The organism is Saccharopolyspora aridisoli, from assembly GCF_004348445.1.
Classification (GTDB): domain Bacteria; phylum Actinomycetota; class Actinomycetes; order Mycobacteriales; family Pseudonocardiaceae; genus Saccharopolyspora; species Saccharopolyspora aridisoli.
In genome coordinates, this window is the sequence record NZ_SMKV01000021.1 from 45,065 (window position 1) to 62,296 (window position 17,232).

The following is a 17,232-nucleotide window of genomic DNA, read 5'->3' on the forward strand; positions in this document are numbered from 1 at the left end:
TCAGGCGTCTCCTAGTTCGTCGTCGAGGAGAGCGAACATCTCGTCGTCGGAGGCGTTGTCTAGGTCGATCTGCTGCTCGGGGACTTGGTCCGCTCGGCGGGATTCCCACCTCGTCCTGAGCACTTCGAGTCGGCCTGCGACCTGCTTGTGCAGCTCGTCGTCGATCTGCGTGTTGGTGAGGGCGTTCTCCAGGCGTTCCAGTTCGGCGAGGAGCGAGGTGACTCCTGGTTCGTCGGCCGGGGCCAGTGCCGCGAGCAAGTGGTCGGCGAGTTCCTCCGGGGTCGGGTAGTCGAAGACCAGGGTGGCGGGCAGACGGGTGGCCGCCGCCTTGCTGAGTCGGTTCCGGAACTCCACCGCTGTCAAGGAGTCGAAGCCCATCTCCTGGAACTGGCGGGTGGGTTCGACCGCGTCCTTGTCGTGGTGGTTGAGCACTTCGGCGGCTTGGCGCTGGACGAGGTCGAGGACGATCTCCGCTCGTTCGGTGGCTGCGCGGCCGGCGAGCTTCGTCACGAGCGGGTCCACCGACGACTCGGTGACCGCGCGGCGGGTACGGCGGCGGAGAAGGCCGCGCAGCAGCGGTGGTGTCTCACCGCGGGCGCGGATCGCCGCCAGGTCCAGCCGGACCGGGAGCACCACCGCGCGGTCGACTGCCAGGGCCGTGTCGAACAGCGCCAGCCCCTCCCGGGTGGACAGCGGTGGCATCCCGGATGTGGCCATCCGCTGCGCTTCCACGTCAGCGGCCATGCCGGTCTGGTCCCACGCTCCCCACACCATCGACGCGCCGGCGAGGCCGAGCGCGCGGCGCTTCTCGATCAACGCGTCCAGGAACGCGTTGCCCGCCGCGTAGTTGCCCTGCCCGTGATTGCCGAACGTGCCTGCGATCGAGGAGAACACGACGAACGCCGAGAGGTCCTCGGTGAGCTCGTGCAGGTGCCAGGCGGCGTCCACCTTGGGCCGCAGCACGGCGTCCACGCGTTCGGGGGTGAGCGCGTCGATCGGGCCGTCATCGAGCACGCCCGCGGTGTGCACGACCGCCGACACCGGGTACCGGCCCAGCAGGTCGGAGACCCCGGCCCGATCCGCCACGTCGCAGGCCACCACTTCCACCGAGGCGCCGAGCTCCTCCAGGTCCGCGATCAGCTCCTCGGCGCCCGTGGCGTCCGGTCCGCGGCGGCTGACGAGCAGCAGTCGGCGCACGTGGTGCTCGGTCACCAGGTGCCGGGCCACCACCGCGCCCAGACCACCGGTGCCGCCGGTGACCAGCACGGTGCCGTCCGGTTCCCAGTCGGTGCGGTGCGACGGGCTCACCCTGCTCAGGCGCGGCGCCAGCACGTCACCGCCTCGGATCAGCAGCTGCGGTTCGTCGGTCGTCAGCGCCCGAGCGAGCACGGCCGGGTTCACCGCGTCGGCGTCCACGTCCACCAGCAGGAACCGGCCCGGGTGTTCGGACTGCGCCGACCGCACCAGACCCCACACAGCGGCTCCGGCCACGTCGGCACCCGACACTGCTCCCCGCGTCACGAACACCATGCGGGAGTCGCCGAACCGCTCCTCGCCCACCCACTCCCGCGCCAGGCCGAGCGCGTGCGCGGTGAGGTCGTGCGCGGAAGCGACCACGTCGTCCGCAGACCCGGTGATCGGGACCAGCACCACACCGGCATCGGTACCCGCTAGGCCGTCGCAGACCGCCCCTGGCAGTTCCAGGGCGTCCGGCGCGAGCACGGCCCATTCCAGTTCGGGTGCGTCGGTCGGCGCGGTGACCGGGACCCACTCCAAGCCGAAAAGGCAATCGCGTCCCCGACCTGCGATGTCGGTCGAGACCGGGCGCACGGCCAGCGAGTCCACCGAGGCGACCGGAGCACCGGTGGTGTCGGCCAGCACGATGTTCATCGATTCGTCGTCAGCCACCGACAGCCGCACCCGCAGTTCCGCGGCACCCGACGCGTGCAGCGACACGCCGGTCCAGGAGAACGGCAAACCGGCTCCGCCGTCGCCATCGCGGAGCAGCGCCGCGTGCAGGCTCGCGTCCAGCAGCGCGGGGTGCAGGCCGAACCCGCCGGTCTCCACACCCTCGGGCAGCGCGACCTCGGCGAAGACCTCGCCGTCGCGCCGCCACGCCGCGCGCAGCCCCTGGAACACCGGGCCGTAGTCGAAACCGGCTTCCGCGAACCGCTCGTAGCAGTCCTCCAGCGGAACGGGCTCAGCGTCGGCGGGGGGCCATGCGCCGTGGTCGACCGGGGCCGGGTCTCCCCCGGCCACGAGCACGCCGGTGGCGTTCTCCGCCCACGGCGCGTCGACCTCTCCTTCGGCGCGGGAGAACACCGCCACGCTGCGACCGCCCGACTCATCAGGGGCGCCGACCGCGACCTGCAGCTGGATCGACCCCTCTTCGGGCAGCACCAGCGGCGAGGCGAGCGTCAGCTCCTCGACCCGATCACAGCCCACCTCGTCGCCCGCGCGAACCGCGAGTTCCACCAGGGCGGCTCCGGGAACGAGCACCTGACCCATCACGACGTGGTCGGCCAGCCAGGGCTGCGACCGCACCGACAAGCGGCTGGTGAACAGGTACCCGTCCGACCCGGCCAGCTCCACCCCGGCACCCAGCAGGCGGTGCTCGACCTCCTGCAGACCCAAACCCGTGGCGTCCCGGGACTCCGTCGTCGGCATCGGCCAGAACCGCTTGTGCTCGAAGGCGTAGGTGGGAAGTTCCACCCGGCGAGCACCGGTTCCCGTGAACAACGGCGCCCAGTCCACGTCGATCCCGGACACGTGCAGCTGGGCCATGGCGGTGACCGCGGAAACCTCTTCGGCACCGTCCTTGCGCAGTATCGGGACCAGGACCGCGTCTTCGGCCGACTCGGCCGCCATGGCCGAGAGCACGCCGTCGGGCCCGAGCTCCAGGAACGCCGTCACGCCCGCGTCGGCGAGGTCGGTGACGACATCACCGAACCGCACCGCCTCCCGCACGTGCTGCACCCAGAACTCCGGCGAACTGACATCGCCCGCCACCACGACCGGGACGCTCGGCGCCTGGAACGACAGCCCGCTGATCGCTTCGCGGAAGTCGTCCAGCATCGGGTCCATCAAGGGCGAGTGGAACGCGTGCGAGACCTGCAGGCGGGTCGACTTCCACCGCGAGGACACAGCCAGCACCGCGGCCTCGTCACCGGCCAGCACCACCGATGCCGGGCCGTTGACCGCCGCGATCGAGACGCCGTCCGCGAGGTGCGGCAGCACCTCGTCCTCACCGGCCCGCACGGCCACCACGGCGCCGCCCGGCGGGAGGTCCTGCATGAGGCTCGCCCGCGCGCTGACCAGCGTGCAGGCGTCCTCCAGCGAGAGGACGCCAGCCACGTGCGCGGCCGCGATCTCCCCGACCGAATGCCCGGCCAGGTAGTCGGGCCGCACACCGAAGGACTCGACCAACCTGAACAGCGCGACCTCGACCGCGAACAACGCGGGCTGGGCCATCCCGGTCTGGTTCAGCGCTTCGGGGTCCGCGCCCCACATGACATCCCTGACACCTGCGTCGAGCTGGTCGAGCACGGCGTCCAGCGCCTCTGCGAACGAGGGGAACCGGTCGTAGAGCTCGCATCCCATGCCGATGCGTTGCGATCCCTGACCGGAGAACAGCACCGCCAGCGACGGCTCACCGGCCACGCCGCGCGCTGCCTCGACGAGGCCGGTGTCCCCGTCCAGCAGGACCGCGCGGTGCTCGAACACCGACCGCGAGGTCACCAGCGAGAACCCGACGTCGACCGCGGATTCCTCCTCGACAGAGGACTTGATCCGCTCGATCTGCCCGGACAGCGCGCCCACGGACTTCGCCGACACCGGCAGCGGCACGACACCGGGGAGCACCTGCGTGTCCTCCACCGGAGCGTCCACCACGGCGGGCTGCTCCAGGATCAGGTGGGCGTTCGTCCCGCTGATCCCGAAGGACGACACCGCCGCCCGGCGAGGCCGGTCCACCTCCGGCCACGCGGCCGAGTTCGTCAGCAGGTCGACGGTGCCCGATTCCCAATCCACTCGGGACGTGGCCGCTTCCGCGTGCAGGGTCTGCGGGAGCACACCCCGCTGCATGGCAGTGATCATCTTGATCACACCAGCAACACCGGCAGCAGCCTGCGTGTGCCCGATGTTGGACTTGATCGACCCGAGCAGCAACGGTCGCTCGCGGTCCTGACCGTAGGTGGCCAGCAACGCCTGGGCCTCGATCGGATCGCCCAAGGCTGTCCCGGTCCCGTGGCCCTCGACGGCATCGACGTCCGATGTGGACAGATCGGCGCTGGCCAATGCTTGGCGGATCACCCGCTGCTGCGACGGACCGTTCGGGGCGGTCAAGCCGTTGGAGGCACCGTCCTGGTTCACGGCAGAGCCGCGGACCACGGCCAGCACCTCGTGTCCGTTGCGCCGGGCGTCGGACAACCGCTCCAGCACGACCACGCCCGCGCCCTCGGACCAGCCCACACCATCGGCCGAATCCGAGTACGCCTTGCACCGGCCGTCCGGTGCGAGTCCGCGTTGCCGGGAGAACTCCACGAACGACCCGGGAGTCGACATCACCGTCACACCGCCTGCCAGCGCCAGGGAGCACTCGCCGCTGCGCAGCGCCTGCATCGCCCAGTGCATCGCCACCAGCGACGACGAGCACGCCGTGTCCACCGTGACCGCCGGACCTTCGAACCCGAAGGTGTAGGAGACGCGGCCGGACACCACGCTCGGCGAATTGCCGGTTCCCTGGTGGCCTTCCGAGGTTCCGCTGAGGAGTTGGCTGTAGTCGCTGTACATCACCCCGGCGAACACGCCGGTTCGGCTGCCTCGCAACGTGTTCGGGTCGACCCCGGTCCGCTCCAGCGCTTCCCAGACCGTTTCCAGCAGCAGGCGCTGCTGGGCGTCGGTCGCCAACGCCTCGCGCGGCGACATCCCGAAGAACGCGGGGTCGAAATCGCTTGCCTCGTGCAGGAATCCGCCAGATCGGGTGTACGAGGTGCCCGGGTTGTCCGGATCGGAGTCGAACAACCCGTCCAGGTCCCACCCTCGGTCGGCCGGGAACTCCGAGATGGCGTCGACACCGTCCGACACCAGCCGCCACAAGTCCTCCGGCGACGCGACACCACCGGGGTACCGGCACGCCATGCCCACCACGACCACCGGGTCGTCGGCCGTGCTCGCCAGCACCGGCAGCGAGGCAGTGGGCTCGTCAGCTCCGCCGAACAGCTCGTCCCGGAGGTGGTCGGCGAGCGCGTTGGCCGTCGGGTAGTCGAAGACCAGCGTGGCGGGCAGCCGCAGCCCGGTCGCGGTGCCCAGCTGGTTCCGCAGCTCGACCGCCGTCAACGAGTCGAAGCCCAGGTCCTGGAACGCCCTCGACGGATCGATGGCACTCCCGTCCACATGTCCCAGCACCGCGGCGACCTCACCGGTGACCAAGCCGATTAGCGCTTCCTGGCGGCCCGCCGCGCCCAACCCGCTCAGGCGGGCGATGAGCGACTCGGCCGTGCGCGTCTGCGCCAGCGACCGACGCGCCCTGGTCCGCACGAGCCCGCGCAGCAGCGGCGGAACCTCGCCCCGCGCGCGGATCGCCGCCAGGTCCAGGTGGACCGGCAGCACTACTGGCCTGTCCGTGGACAACGCGGCGTCGAACAGCTGCACACCCTGCTCGGTGGACAGCGGCGGCATCCCCGATCGCGCCACCGCGTCGGAGGCCATGCCGTCCTGGTCCCAGGCGCCCCAGGCGAGGGAAACACCGGGCAAGCCGCGTTCGCGACGATGCTCGATCAGGGCATCCAGGAACGCGTTGCCCGCCGCGTAATTACCCTGACCCGGAGTGCCGAACGTTCCAGCTGCCGAGGAGAACACCACAAACGCCGAGAGATCCTCCGCCAGTTCGTGCAGGTGCCAAGCCGCATCCACCTTCGGCCGCAACACCGCATCCACACGTTCAGAAGTGAGGGACTCGACCACACCGTCGTCGAGAACACCCGCCGCATGCACCACCGCCGACACCCGGTGCTGCTGCAACAGATCCACGACCGCATCTCGATCGGCCACATCACACGCAACCACATCGACGCGGGCGCCAAGATCGGTCAGCTCAGCCGCCAACTCACCAGCACCCGCCGCACCCAGACCCGAACGGCTCACCAGCAACAGGTCACGAACACCGCGCTCAGCGACCAGGTGCCGCGCCATCACAGCACCCAAACCACCCGTACCACCGGTGACCAGCACGGTGCCCTCGGGCTCCCAGGCGGCGCCATCCGAAGGGCTCACCCTTCCCAGGCGCGGCACCAGCACTTCACCGTCGCGGATCAGCAGCTGCGGCTCATCGCTGGACAGCGCCCGCGCCAGCACCGACGAACCCACCGAATCGACGTCCACCAGCACGAAACGGCCCGGGTGCTCCGACTGCGCCGACCGCACCAAGCCCCACACAGCAGCAGCAGCCACATCAGCACCCGACACCGCGCCCCGCGTCACGAACACCAGACGCGAACCGGAGAACCGCTCCTCAGCCAACCACTCCTGCAGCACGAACAGCACGTGAGAGGCGTTGGCGCGAACGGAATCAACGACGGCATCGTCATCACCCACCACCGGCACCAACACCACACCGGCATCGACACCGGTCAAGTCGTCATGCCGAGTTCCGGGCAGGCCCAACGCGTCCGGCCCCACCACGGCGCACTCCGGCGCATCCGCACCGGCCGAAGCCGGAACCGGGACCCAGTCCACCCCGAACAGCAAATCGCGGCCGATGCTCGAGCCACCGAGCTGATCGGCCGAGGCCGGCCGTACCGCCAGCGACCGCACCGAGGCCACCGGGACCCCGGCGGTGTCGGCCATGTCGAGCGTCATCGCGCCGTCAGCGCCTCGGGACAGCCGCACCCGCAGTTCCGTCGCCGCCGCGGCGTGCAACGACACCCCGCGCCAGGAGAAGGGCAGACCGGCCCGGCCGTCGTCCTCCACGACGAAGGCCGCGTGCAGGCTCGCGTCGAGCAACGCCGGGTGAAGCCCGAATCCGCTGGTCCGCACCCCGTCTGGCAGCTCGACGTGGGCGAAGACCTCGTCTCCGCGTCGCCAGGCGGCACGCAGGCCCTGGAACACCGGACCGTAGTCGAAGCCGGCCTCCGCGAGCCGGTCGTAGCAACCTTCCAGGGACACGAACTCGCCGCCGGCGGGCGGCCACGCTTCCAGGTCGACATCGGCCGGTTGCGCTCCCTTGCTGAGAACACCGCTGGCGTGCTCGGTCCACGGCGTCTCCGCCGCGCTCTCCGGCCGCGAGTGCACAGTGATCGGGCGCCGGCCCGACTCATCGGCGGCGCCGACCGAGACCTGCAGCTGGACCGCATCCCGTTCGGGCAGCACCAGGGGGGCCGCCATCACCAATTCCTCGACCTGGTCGCAGCCGACCTCGTCGCCCGCCCGCAGCGCCATCTCCACCAGGGCGGCACCGGGAACGAGCACCTGACCCATCACGACGTGGTCGGCCAGCCAGGGCTGCGACCGCACCGACAGCCGGCTGGTGAACAGGAACCCGTCCGACCCGGCCAGCTCGGCACCGGCGCCCAGCAGCGGGTGTCCCAGGGCCGTCAGGCCCAGGCTCGACGCGTCCTGGAGCTGCGTCGTCGGGGTCGGCCAGAACCGCTGGTGCTCGAACGCGTAGGTGGGCAGGTCAACCCGGCGGGCACCCGTACCCGCGAAGAACGGGGACCAGTCCACATCGATCCCGCAGACGTGCAGCCGGGCGAGCGCGGTGGCCGCGGCCGCCTCTTCAGCGACGTTCTTGCGCAAGATCGGGACCAGCACCGCTTCCTCAGGTGTGGAGTCGGCCGCCATGGCGGACAGGACACCGTCCGGCCCGACTTCCAGGAACGCCGTGACCCCCGCACCCGCGAGATCACCAACGGCATCGGCGAACCGCACGGTGTTCCGCACGTGCCGCACCCAGAACTCCGCCGACGCCGCGGAACCCGGACCACCCCCGCATTCAGACCCCTGATCGCGGCCGTATTCCGGGTCCGCGCTCGTGACGAGCGCAATGACCGGTTCGTGGAACGACACACCGCTGATCGCCTCGCGGAACTCCTCCAGCATCGGGTTCATCAGCGGCGAGTGGAACGCGTGCGACACGTTCAGGCGCGCGGACTTCCAGCGCGAGGACACCGCGAGAACGGACTCCTCGTCACCAGCCAGGACCACCGATGTCGGGCCGTTCACCGCCGCGATCGCCACACCATCGATGAGGTGCGGGAGGACCTCGTCCTCGCCGGCCTGCACCGCCACCATCGCCCCGCCCGACGGCAACGCCTGCATCAACCTCGCCCGCGCGCTCACCAGCACGCAGGCATCCTCCAGCGAGAACACACCCGCCACGTGCGCAGCAGCGACCTCACCGATCGAATGACCCGCCACGTAATCCGGCCGCACACCGAAGAACTCCACCAACCGGAAAAGAGCCACCTCGACCGCGAACAACGCAGGCTGCGCATTGCCCGTCTGGTTCAGCGCTTCCGCGTCCTCGCCCCACATCACATCCCGAACCGCTGGGTCCAGGTGCTCCAACACCGCGTCCAAGGCCTCGGCGAACACCCGGAACCTGCCGTACAACTCCCGCCCCATCCCGAGCCGCTGCGAACCCTGACCCGAGAACAACACCGCCAGCGAGCCTTCGCGGGCGACGCCGGTGGCGACCTCCGAGGTGTTGTGGTCCTCCGCCAGCAGCACCGCGCGGTGCTCGAACACCGACCGCGAGGTCACCAGCGAGAAGCCGACGTCGACCGCGGATTCCTCGTCGACGAACGTCCGGATCCGCTCGACCTGCCCGGACAGCGCGCTGTCGGTCTTCGCCGACACCGGCAGCGGGACGACGCCCGGAAGCACCTGCGGTTCTTCCGCAGGCACGTCCACCACGGCCGGCTGCTCCAGGATCAGGTGGGCGTTCGTGCCGCTGATCCCGAAGGACGACACCGCTGCTCGGCGAGGCCGACCGGTCTCCGGCCACTCGCTCGACGACGTCAGCAGCGCGACCGAACCGGCTTCCCAATCCACGTGCGACGACGGAGCCTCCGCGTGCAACGTCTGCGGGAGCACACCCCGCTGCATGGCAGTGATCATCTTGATCACCCCCGCCACACCAGCAGCAGCCTGCGTGTGCCCGATGTTCGACTTCACCGACCCCAACAACAACGGCTGCTCACGATCCTGCCCGTACGTCGCCAACAACGCCTGAGCTTCAATGGGATCACCCAGCGTCGTACCCGTACCGTGCGCTTCCACCACGTCCACGTCCGAAGTGGACAAACTCGCGCTGGCCAACGCCTGGCGGATCACCCGCTGCTGCGACGGACCGTTCGGGGCTGTGAGCCCGTTCGACGCACCGTCCTGGTTCACCGCAGAACCCCGCACCACCGCCAGGACCGGGTGCCCGTTGCGCTGCGCATCCGACAACCGCTCCAGCACCAGCAGGCCCACACCCTCCGACCAACCCACACCGTCGGCCGACTCGGAGAACGACTTGCAGCGGCCGTCCGGCGACAAGCCACCCTGCCGCGAGAACTCCACGAACGAACCAGGGGTCGACATCACCGTCACACCACCGGCCAGCGCGAGCGAGCACTCACCGCTGCGCAGCGACTGCGCCGCCAGGTGCATCGACACCAGCGACGACGAGCACGCCGTGTCCACCGTCACCGCCGGACCTTCGAAACCGAAGGTGTAGGAGACGCGGCCGGACACCACGCTCGGCGAGTTCCCGGTTCCCTGATGGCCCTCGGACGCTCCGCTCAGGAGCTGGACGTAGTCGCTGTACATCACCCCGGCGAACACCCCGGTCTGGCTTCCCCGCAGCGAGGTCGGGTCGATGCCGGAGCGCTCCAAGGATTCCCACGCCACCTCCAGCAGCATCCGCTGCTGGGCGTCGGTCGCCAGCGCCTCGCGCGGCGACATCCCGAAGAACCCGGCGTCGAAATCACCGGCGGCGCCGAGGAACCCGCCCGACCTCGTGCAGGAAGTTCCGGTGTGCTCGGGGTCCAGGTCGAACAGCACGTCGAGGTCCCAGCCTCGGTCGGCCGGGAACTCCGAGATGGCGTCGACGCCCTCCGACACGAGCCGCCACAAGTCCTCCGGCGAGGACACGCCGCCCGGGTACCGGCACGCCATCCCCACGACGACCACCGGGTCGTCAGCGATCTGGGTGGGCATCAGCACCGAGGCCCCGGTCTCGGCCCCGAACAGCTCGTCTCGCAGGTGTTCGGCGAGAACCGCGGTGTTCGGGTAGTCGAAGACGAGCGTGGCGGGCAGCCGCAGCCCGGTGGTCGAGCCGAGCCGGTTGCGCAGCTCCACCGCCGTCAGCGAGTCGAAACCGAGGTCCTGGAAGGCCTTCGACGCAACGATCGCACTGCCATCGGCATGTCCCAGCACCGCGGCGACCTCGCCGCGCACCAGGTCGATCAGCGCTCCGAGGCGCTCGGCCTCATTGAGACCGGCCAGTCGAGCGACCAGTGACTCCGCCGTGCGGGAGCCCGCCCCAGCCCTGGACATCCTGCTCCGGACCAACCCGCGCAGCAGCGGAGGCACGTCGCCCCGCGCGCGGATCGCCGCGAGGTCCAGGTGAAGCGGCAACACCACGGGCCGGTCGGTGGACAACGCCGCGTCGAACAGCGCGAGCCCGTCCGAGACCGGCAGGGCGGGCATCCCCGTCCGCCCCGCCGCTTCGTGGACCATCCCGGTCTGCTCCCAGGCACCCCACGCCAGCGAGGCGCCCGGCAGACCGAGGGAACGCCGGTGCTCGACCAGCGCGTCCAGGAACGCGTTGCCCGCGGCGTAGTTGCCCTGGCCGGGGTTGCCGAAAACTCCCGCGGCGGACGAGAACACCACGAAGGCCGAGAGGTCCTCCGCCAGTTCGTGCAGGTGCCAAGCCGCGTCCACCTTCGGCCGCAGCACCGCGTCCACGCGCTCAGGGGTCAACGACTCCACAACACCGTCATCGACAACACCCGCCGTGTGCACCACCGCCGACACCCGGTGCTGGTCCAGCAGATCCGCCACGGAGGACCGATCCGCCACATCACACGCGGCCACCTCGACACGAGCACCCAAGTCGGTGAGCTCGGCCGACAGCTCGCCGGCGCCGTCCGCGTCCGGCCCCGAGCGACTCACCAGCAGCAGATCGCGCACACCGCGCTCGGCGACCAGGTGCCGCGCGACCACCGCCCCCAGGCCACCGGTGCCACCGGTGATCAGAACCGTGCCATCGACATCCCACTCGACCTGCTCGTCCGCCGGGGTCAGCCTCGCCAACCGGGCAGCCAGCACGTCACCGCCGCAGACCACCAGCTGCGGCTCGGCGGATTCCAAAGCCGCTGCCAGCGCGCCGGGATCCACGGACTCGGCGTCCAGGTCCAGCAGCCCGAACCGGCCCGGGTGCTCCGACTGCGCCGACCGCACCAGGCCCCACACGGCGGCCGCGGGCACATCGGCACCCGACACCGCGCCGCGCGTCACGAACACCAGACGCGCATCGTCGGGACGTTCCGCGGCCAGCCACTCCTGCAACACGCTCAGCACGCGGGTCACAGCGGCGTGAGCCGAACTCGGAACCGAGCCCGGCTCCGGTGCGGTCGGGGCGAGGACCACGCCGCCGGCCACCGATCGGAGGTTCGGCGCGGGGCTCACCTCGACCCCCGCCTCGCGCAGGAACCCGATCAGCCCGAACCCGTCCGAACCGACGACGGTCACCGGCTCGTCCAAGGCCTCCGACGAGACCGGGACCCACTCGACCCCGAACAGCGATCGCCGCTCGGGGCGCGTGGTGGTCAGCTGGTCGTCGGAGACCGGGCGCACCGTCAGCGCTGCCACCGAGGCCACCGGCGCACCGTCGGGATCGGCCATGGCGAGCTCGATCGAGCCGTCGGCCTCCCTGCGAATCCGAACTCGCAGCTCCGCGGCATCCCAAGCGTGCAGCGACACACCCGACCAGGAGAACGGCAGGCCCGGTTCACCGTCGCCGGCGACGGCCGCCGCGTGCAGGCACGCGTCGAGGAGTGCGGGATGCAGGTCGAACCCGTCGCTGCCCACCCCGTCGGGCAGAGCGACCTCGGCGAAGGTTTCCGCACCTCGCCGCCAGACGGCGCGCAGGCCCTGGAAGACCGGTCCGTAGTCGAGCCCGGCCTCGGCGAGCCGGTCGTAGCAGTCGTCCAGCGGAACGGCTTCCGCCTCGGCCGGTGGCCAACCTGCGGCGTCGAAGTCGGTCATGCGCGATTCGCTCGTGAGCACGCCGCTAGCGCACGGCGACCAGGGCTGGTCCTCGTCGCCGTCCGGCTGGGTGTAGACGTTCACCGAACGGCGCCCGGACTGGTCCTCCGCGCCGACCCAGACCTGCACCCGCACCCCGCCGTGATCGGGAAGGACCAGCGGTGCGATCAGGATCAGCTCCTCGACGCCGCCGCAGCCGACTTCGTCACCGGCGCGGGCGGCCATCTCGACCAGCGCCGCGCCCGGCACGACCGGTCGCCCCAGGACGGCGTGATCGGCGAGCCACGGGTGCGACTGCAACGAGAGCCGGCTCGTGAACAGGGCACCTTCGCCCTCGGCCAGTTCCACCGCGGAACCCAGCAGCGGGTGCTCGGTCGACAGCAGCCCGAGTCCCAGCGAGCTGTCGTGCCGGGCCGCGACCGCGGGCCAGAACCACTGGCGCTGGAAGGCGTAGGTGGGCAGGTCGACGCGGCGCGCACCGGTTCCCGCGAAGAGCGGTTCCCACGTCACCTCGACACCGGACGCGTGCAGCCGGGCCAGTGCCGTGACTGTCGAGTCCTCCTCGCCGCGTCCCTTGCGCAGGAGCGGGACCAGGACGGTGTCCTCACCAGCGGTGCTCGCGGCCATGCCGGAGAGCACTCCGTCGGGTCCGAGCTCCAGGAACGCCGTGGCTCCGGCTTCGACCAGGTCCGCGACTGCGTCACCGAAGCGCACCGCTTCCCGCACGTGCCGCACCCAGAACTCGGGCGAGGTCACGTCGCCGGAGGTGACGACGGGAACGCTCGGCGTGTGGAGGGAAAGCCCGCTGATCGCCTGGCGGAAGTCATCGAGCATCGGGTCCATCAACGGAGAGTGGAACGCGTGCGAGACCTCCAACCGCGTCGACTTCCACCGCGAGGACACCGCCAGCACCGCTTCCTCATCACCGGAGAGCACCACAGACGACGGGCCGTTCACCGCCGCGATCGCCACACCATCGATGAGGTGCGGGAGGACCTCGTCCTCGCCGGCCTGCACCGCCACCATCGCGCCACCCGACGGCAACGCCTGCATCAACCTCGCCCGCGCGCTCACCAGCACGCAGGCGTCCTCCAGCGAGAACACACCCGCCACGTGCGCAGCAGCGACCTCACCGATCGAGTGGCCGGTGAGGTGGTCGGGCCGCACGCCCAGCCACTCCACCAGGCGGAACAGCGCGACCTCGATGGCGAACAGCGCCAGCTGCGCGTTGCCGGTCTGGTTCAGCGCTTCGGCGTCCTCGCCCCACATCACGTCGCGCACCGCGGGATCGAAGTGCGCGAGCACGGCGTCGAGGGCTTCGGCGAAGACCGGGAACCGGTCGTGCAGCTCGCGGCCCATGCCGAGGCGTTGCGAGCCCTGGCCGGTGAACATCACCGCCAACGATCCCGTGGCCGCCACACCGCGCGCGGCCGGGACCACGCCACCTTCCGAAGCGACCAGCACCGCGCGGTGCTCGAACGACGAGCGCGACGTGGCCAGCGAGTACGCGATGTCCAGCGAGGACGCCTCAACCGATCGGAGTCGTGCGACCTGGTCGTCCAAAGCGGCCTCGGACTTCGCCGACACCACCCACGGCACTGCCGCGGGCACCATCCGCGGTTCTTCGGCGAGCGCGTCGACGGCGGGTCCCTGCTCCAGGATCACGTGCGCGTTCGTGCCGCTCACACCGAACGACGACACACCGGCCCGGCGAGGGCGGTCCAATTCCGGCCACTCGGTGGCCGCGGTCAGCAGCTCGACCGTTCCCGCTTCCCAGTCCACGTGCGACGACAGAGCCTCGGCGTGCAGGGTCTGCGGGAGCACACCCCGCTGCATGGCAGTGATCATCTTGATCACACCAGCAACACCGGCAGCAGCCTGCGTGTGCCCGATGTTGGACTTGATCGACCCGAGCAACAACGGTTGCTCACGATCCTGACCATAAGTGGCCAGCAACGCCTGGGCCTCGATCGGATCACCCAGCGTCGTACCCGTACCGTGCGCCTCCACCACGTCCACGTCCGAAGTGGACAAACCCGCGCTGGCCAACGCCTGGCGGATCACCCGCTGCTGCGACGGACCGTTCGGCGCCGTCAACCCGTTCGACGCACCGTCCTGGTTCACCGCAGAACCCCGCACCACCGCCAACACGCGATGCCCGTTGCGCTGCGCATCCGACAGGCGTTCAAGCACCAGCAGGCCGACACCCTCCGACCAACCCACACCGTCGGCCGACTCGGCGAACGACTTGCACCGACCATCCGGCGACAGGCCGCGCTGCCGCGAGAAGCCGATGAACGCACTGGGCGTGGACATCACCGTCACACCGCCGGCCAGCGCCAACGAGCACTCGCCCTGGCGCAGCGACTGCGCCGCCAGGTGCATCGAGACCAGCGAGGACGAGCACGCCGTGTCCACCGTCACCGCAGGGCCCTCGAACCCGAAGGTGTAGGAGACGCGGCCAGACACCACGCTCGCTCCGCCGGTGGCCTGGTAGCCCTCGGCGTCACCGGTCAGGAGCTGGGCGTAGTCGTTGTACATCACGCCGGCGAACACACCGGTCCGGCTGCCGCGCACCGACACCGGGTCGATGCCGGAGCGTTCCAGGGACTCCCACGCCACCTCCAGCAGCAGGCGCTGCTGGGCGTCGGTCGCCAACGCCTCGCGCGGCGACATCCCGAAGAACGCGGGGTCGAAAACACCTGCGTCGTGCAAGAACCCGCCCGACCGCGTGTAGGACGTGCCGGCGCGATCCGGATCAGGGTCGAACAGCGCGTCCAGGTCCCAGCCTCGATTGGCCGGGAAGTCCGAGATGGCGTCGACCCCGTCGGATACCAGTCGCCACAGGTCTTCTGGTGTCGAGACACCACCGGGATAGCGGCACGCCATGCCCACGACGACCACCGGGTCGTCGGCCGTGCTCGCCAGCACCGGCAACGAGTTCGTCGGCTCGTCGAGCCCTCCGAAGAGCTCGTCGTGCAGGTGGTCGGCGAGCGCGTTGGCCGTCGGGTAGTCGAAGACCAGCGTGGCGGGCAGCCGCAGACCGGTGGTCGAGCCGAGCCGGTTGCGCAGCTCGACCGCCGTCAGCGAGTCGAAGCCCAGGTCCTGGAACGCCCTCGACGGATCGATGGCCTTCTCGTCGGCGTGCCCCAGCACCGCGGCGACCTCGCCGCGCACCAGCTCCACGAGGGCGGCCGGACGCTCGGCCTCACCCAACGACCCCAACCGTGCGACCAGGGACTCCGTCGCGCCCGATCCGGCCAGTGATCGTCGCGACCGGGTCCGCACGAGCCCGCGCAGCAGCGGCGGAACCTCACCGCCCGACCGCAGCACCGCGAGGTCCAACCGGACCGGCAACACCACTGGACGAACGGTGGACAACGCGGCGTCGAACAGCCGCACACCCTGCTCGGTGGACAACGGCGGCATCCCCGATCGCGCCACCGCGTCGGAGGCCATGCCGTCCTGGTCCCAGGCGCCCCAGGCGAGGGAAACACCGGGCAAGCCGCGTTCGCGACGATGCTCGACCAACGCGTCCAGGAACGCGTTGCCCGCCGCGTAATTACCCTGACCCGGAGTGCCGAACGTTCCAGCTGCCGAGGAGAACACCACAAACGCCGAGAGGTCTTCGGTCAGTTCGTGCAGGTGCCAAGCCGCATCCACCTTCGGCCGCAACACCGCATCCACACGTTCAGGAGTAAGGGACTCGACCACACCGTCGTCGAGAACACCCGCCGCATGCACCACCGCCGACACCCGGTGCTGCTGCAACAGATCCACGACCGCATCTCGATCGGCCACATCACACGCAACCACACCGACGCGGGCGCCCGCGTCGGTCAACTCAGCCGCCAACTCACCAGCACCCACCGCACCCAGACCCGAACGGCTCACCAGCAACAGGTCACGAACACCGCGCTCAGCGACCAGGTGCCGCGCCATCACAGCACCCAAACCACCCGTACCACCGGTGACCAGCACGGTGCCCTCGGGCTCCCAGGCGGCGCCATCCGAAGGGCTCACCCTTCCCAGGCGCGGCACCAGCACTTCACCGTCACGGATCAGCACCTGCGGCTCATCGCTGGACAGCGCCCGCGCCAGCACCGACGAACCCACCACATCAGCATCTACCAGCACGAAACGGCCCGGGTGCTCCGACTGCGCCGACCGCACCAAGCCCCACACAGCAGCAGCAGCCACATCAGCACCCGACACCGCGCCCCGCGTCACGAACACCAGACGCGAACCGGAGAACCGCTCCTCAGCCAACCACTCCTGCAGCACGGACAAGACGTGAGACACGTTGGCATGAACGGAATCCACAACACCACCGGCATCACCCACCACCGGCACCAACACCACACCGGCATCCACAGCCGTCAAGTCCTCGCGGACGGAGCCCGGCAGGCCCAGCACGTCCGGACCGACGACCTGCCACTCCCCCGCAGGCTGCTCGCCGGTCACCGGAACGGGAGTCCACTGCAGACCGAACAGCGCATCGCGTTCCGGACGAGCGAAACCCTCGGCCGACACCGGTCGCACGGCCAGCGAATCCACGGACGCCACCGGAACTCCGGTGGAGTCGGCCAGCGCGATCGACATCGAGCCATCAGGACGCCTGGACAACCGCACCCGCAGTTCGGTCGCGCCCGAGGCGTGCAACGACACGCCGGACCACGAGAACGGCAGGCCGACCGAGCCGTCCCCGGTCGCCCCGGCCGCGTGCAGGCACGCGTCGAGCAGCGCTGGGTGGAGGTTGAAACCGCTGGTCTCGGCCTCATCCGGCAGGGCGACCTCGGCGAAGACCTCGTCGCCGCTCCGCCAGGCGGCTCGCAGTCCCTGGAACACGGGTCCGTACTCGAACCCCGCCTCCGCGAACAGGTCGTAGCAGCGGACCACGTCCACCTGCTCGGCGTCCGCAGGCGGCCTGAGGTCGTCGTCGAACATGAGCGGTCGTTCCCCGGCGGCGAGAGTTCC

General features: G+C 70.5%; 1 protein-coding gene (running past one end of the window). It reads right to left on the reverse strand.

The features are described from left to right. Nucleotides 1-17,232: the 3' portion of a type I polyketide synthase gene (locus E1161_RS17520; RefSeq protein WP_132624590.1), read on the reverse strand. It continues 13,161 nt past the right edge of the window; 17,232 of the gene's 30,393 nt are visible here — the last part of the coding sequence; the start codon falls outside the window, past its right edge; its stop codon occupies nt 1-3.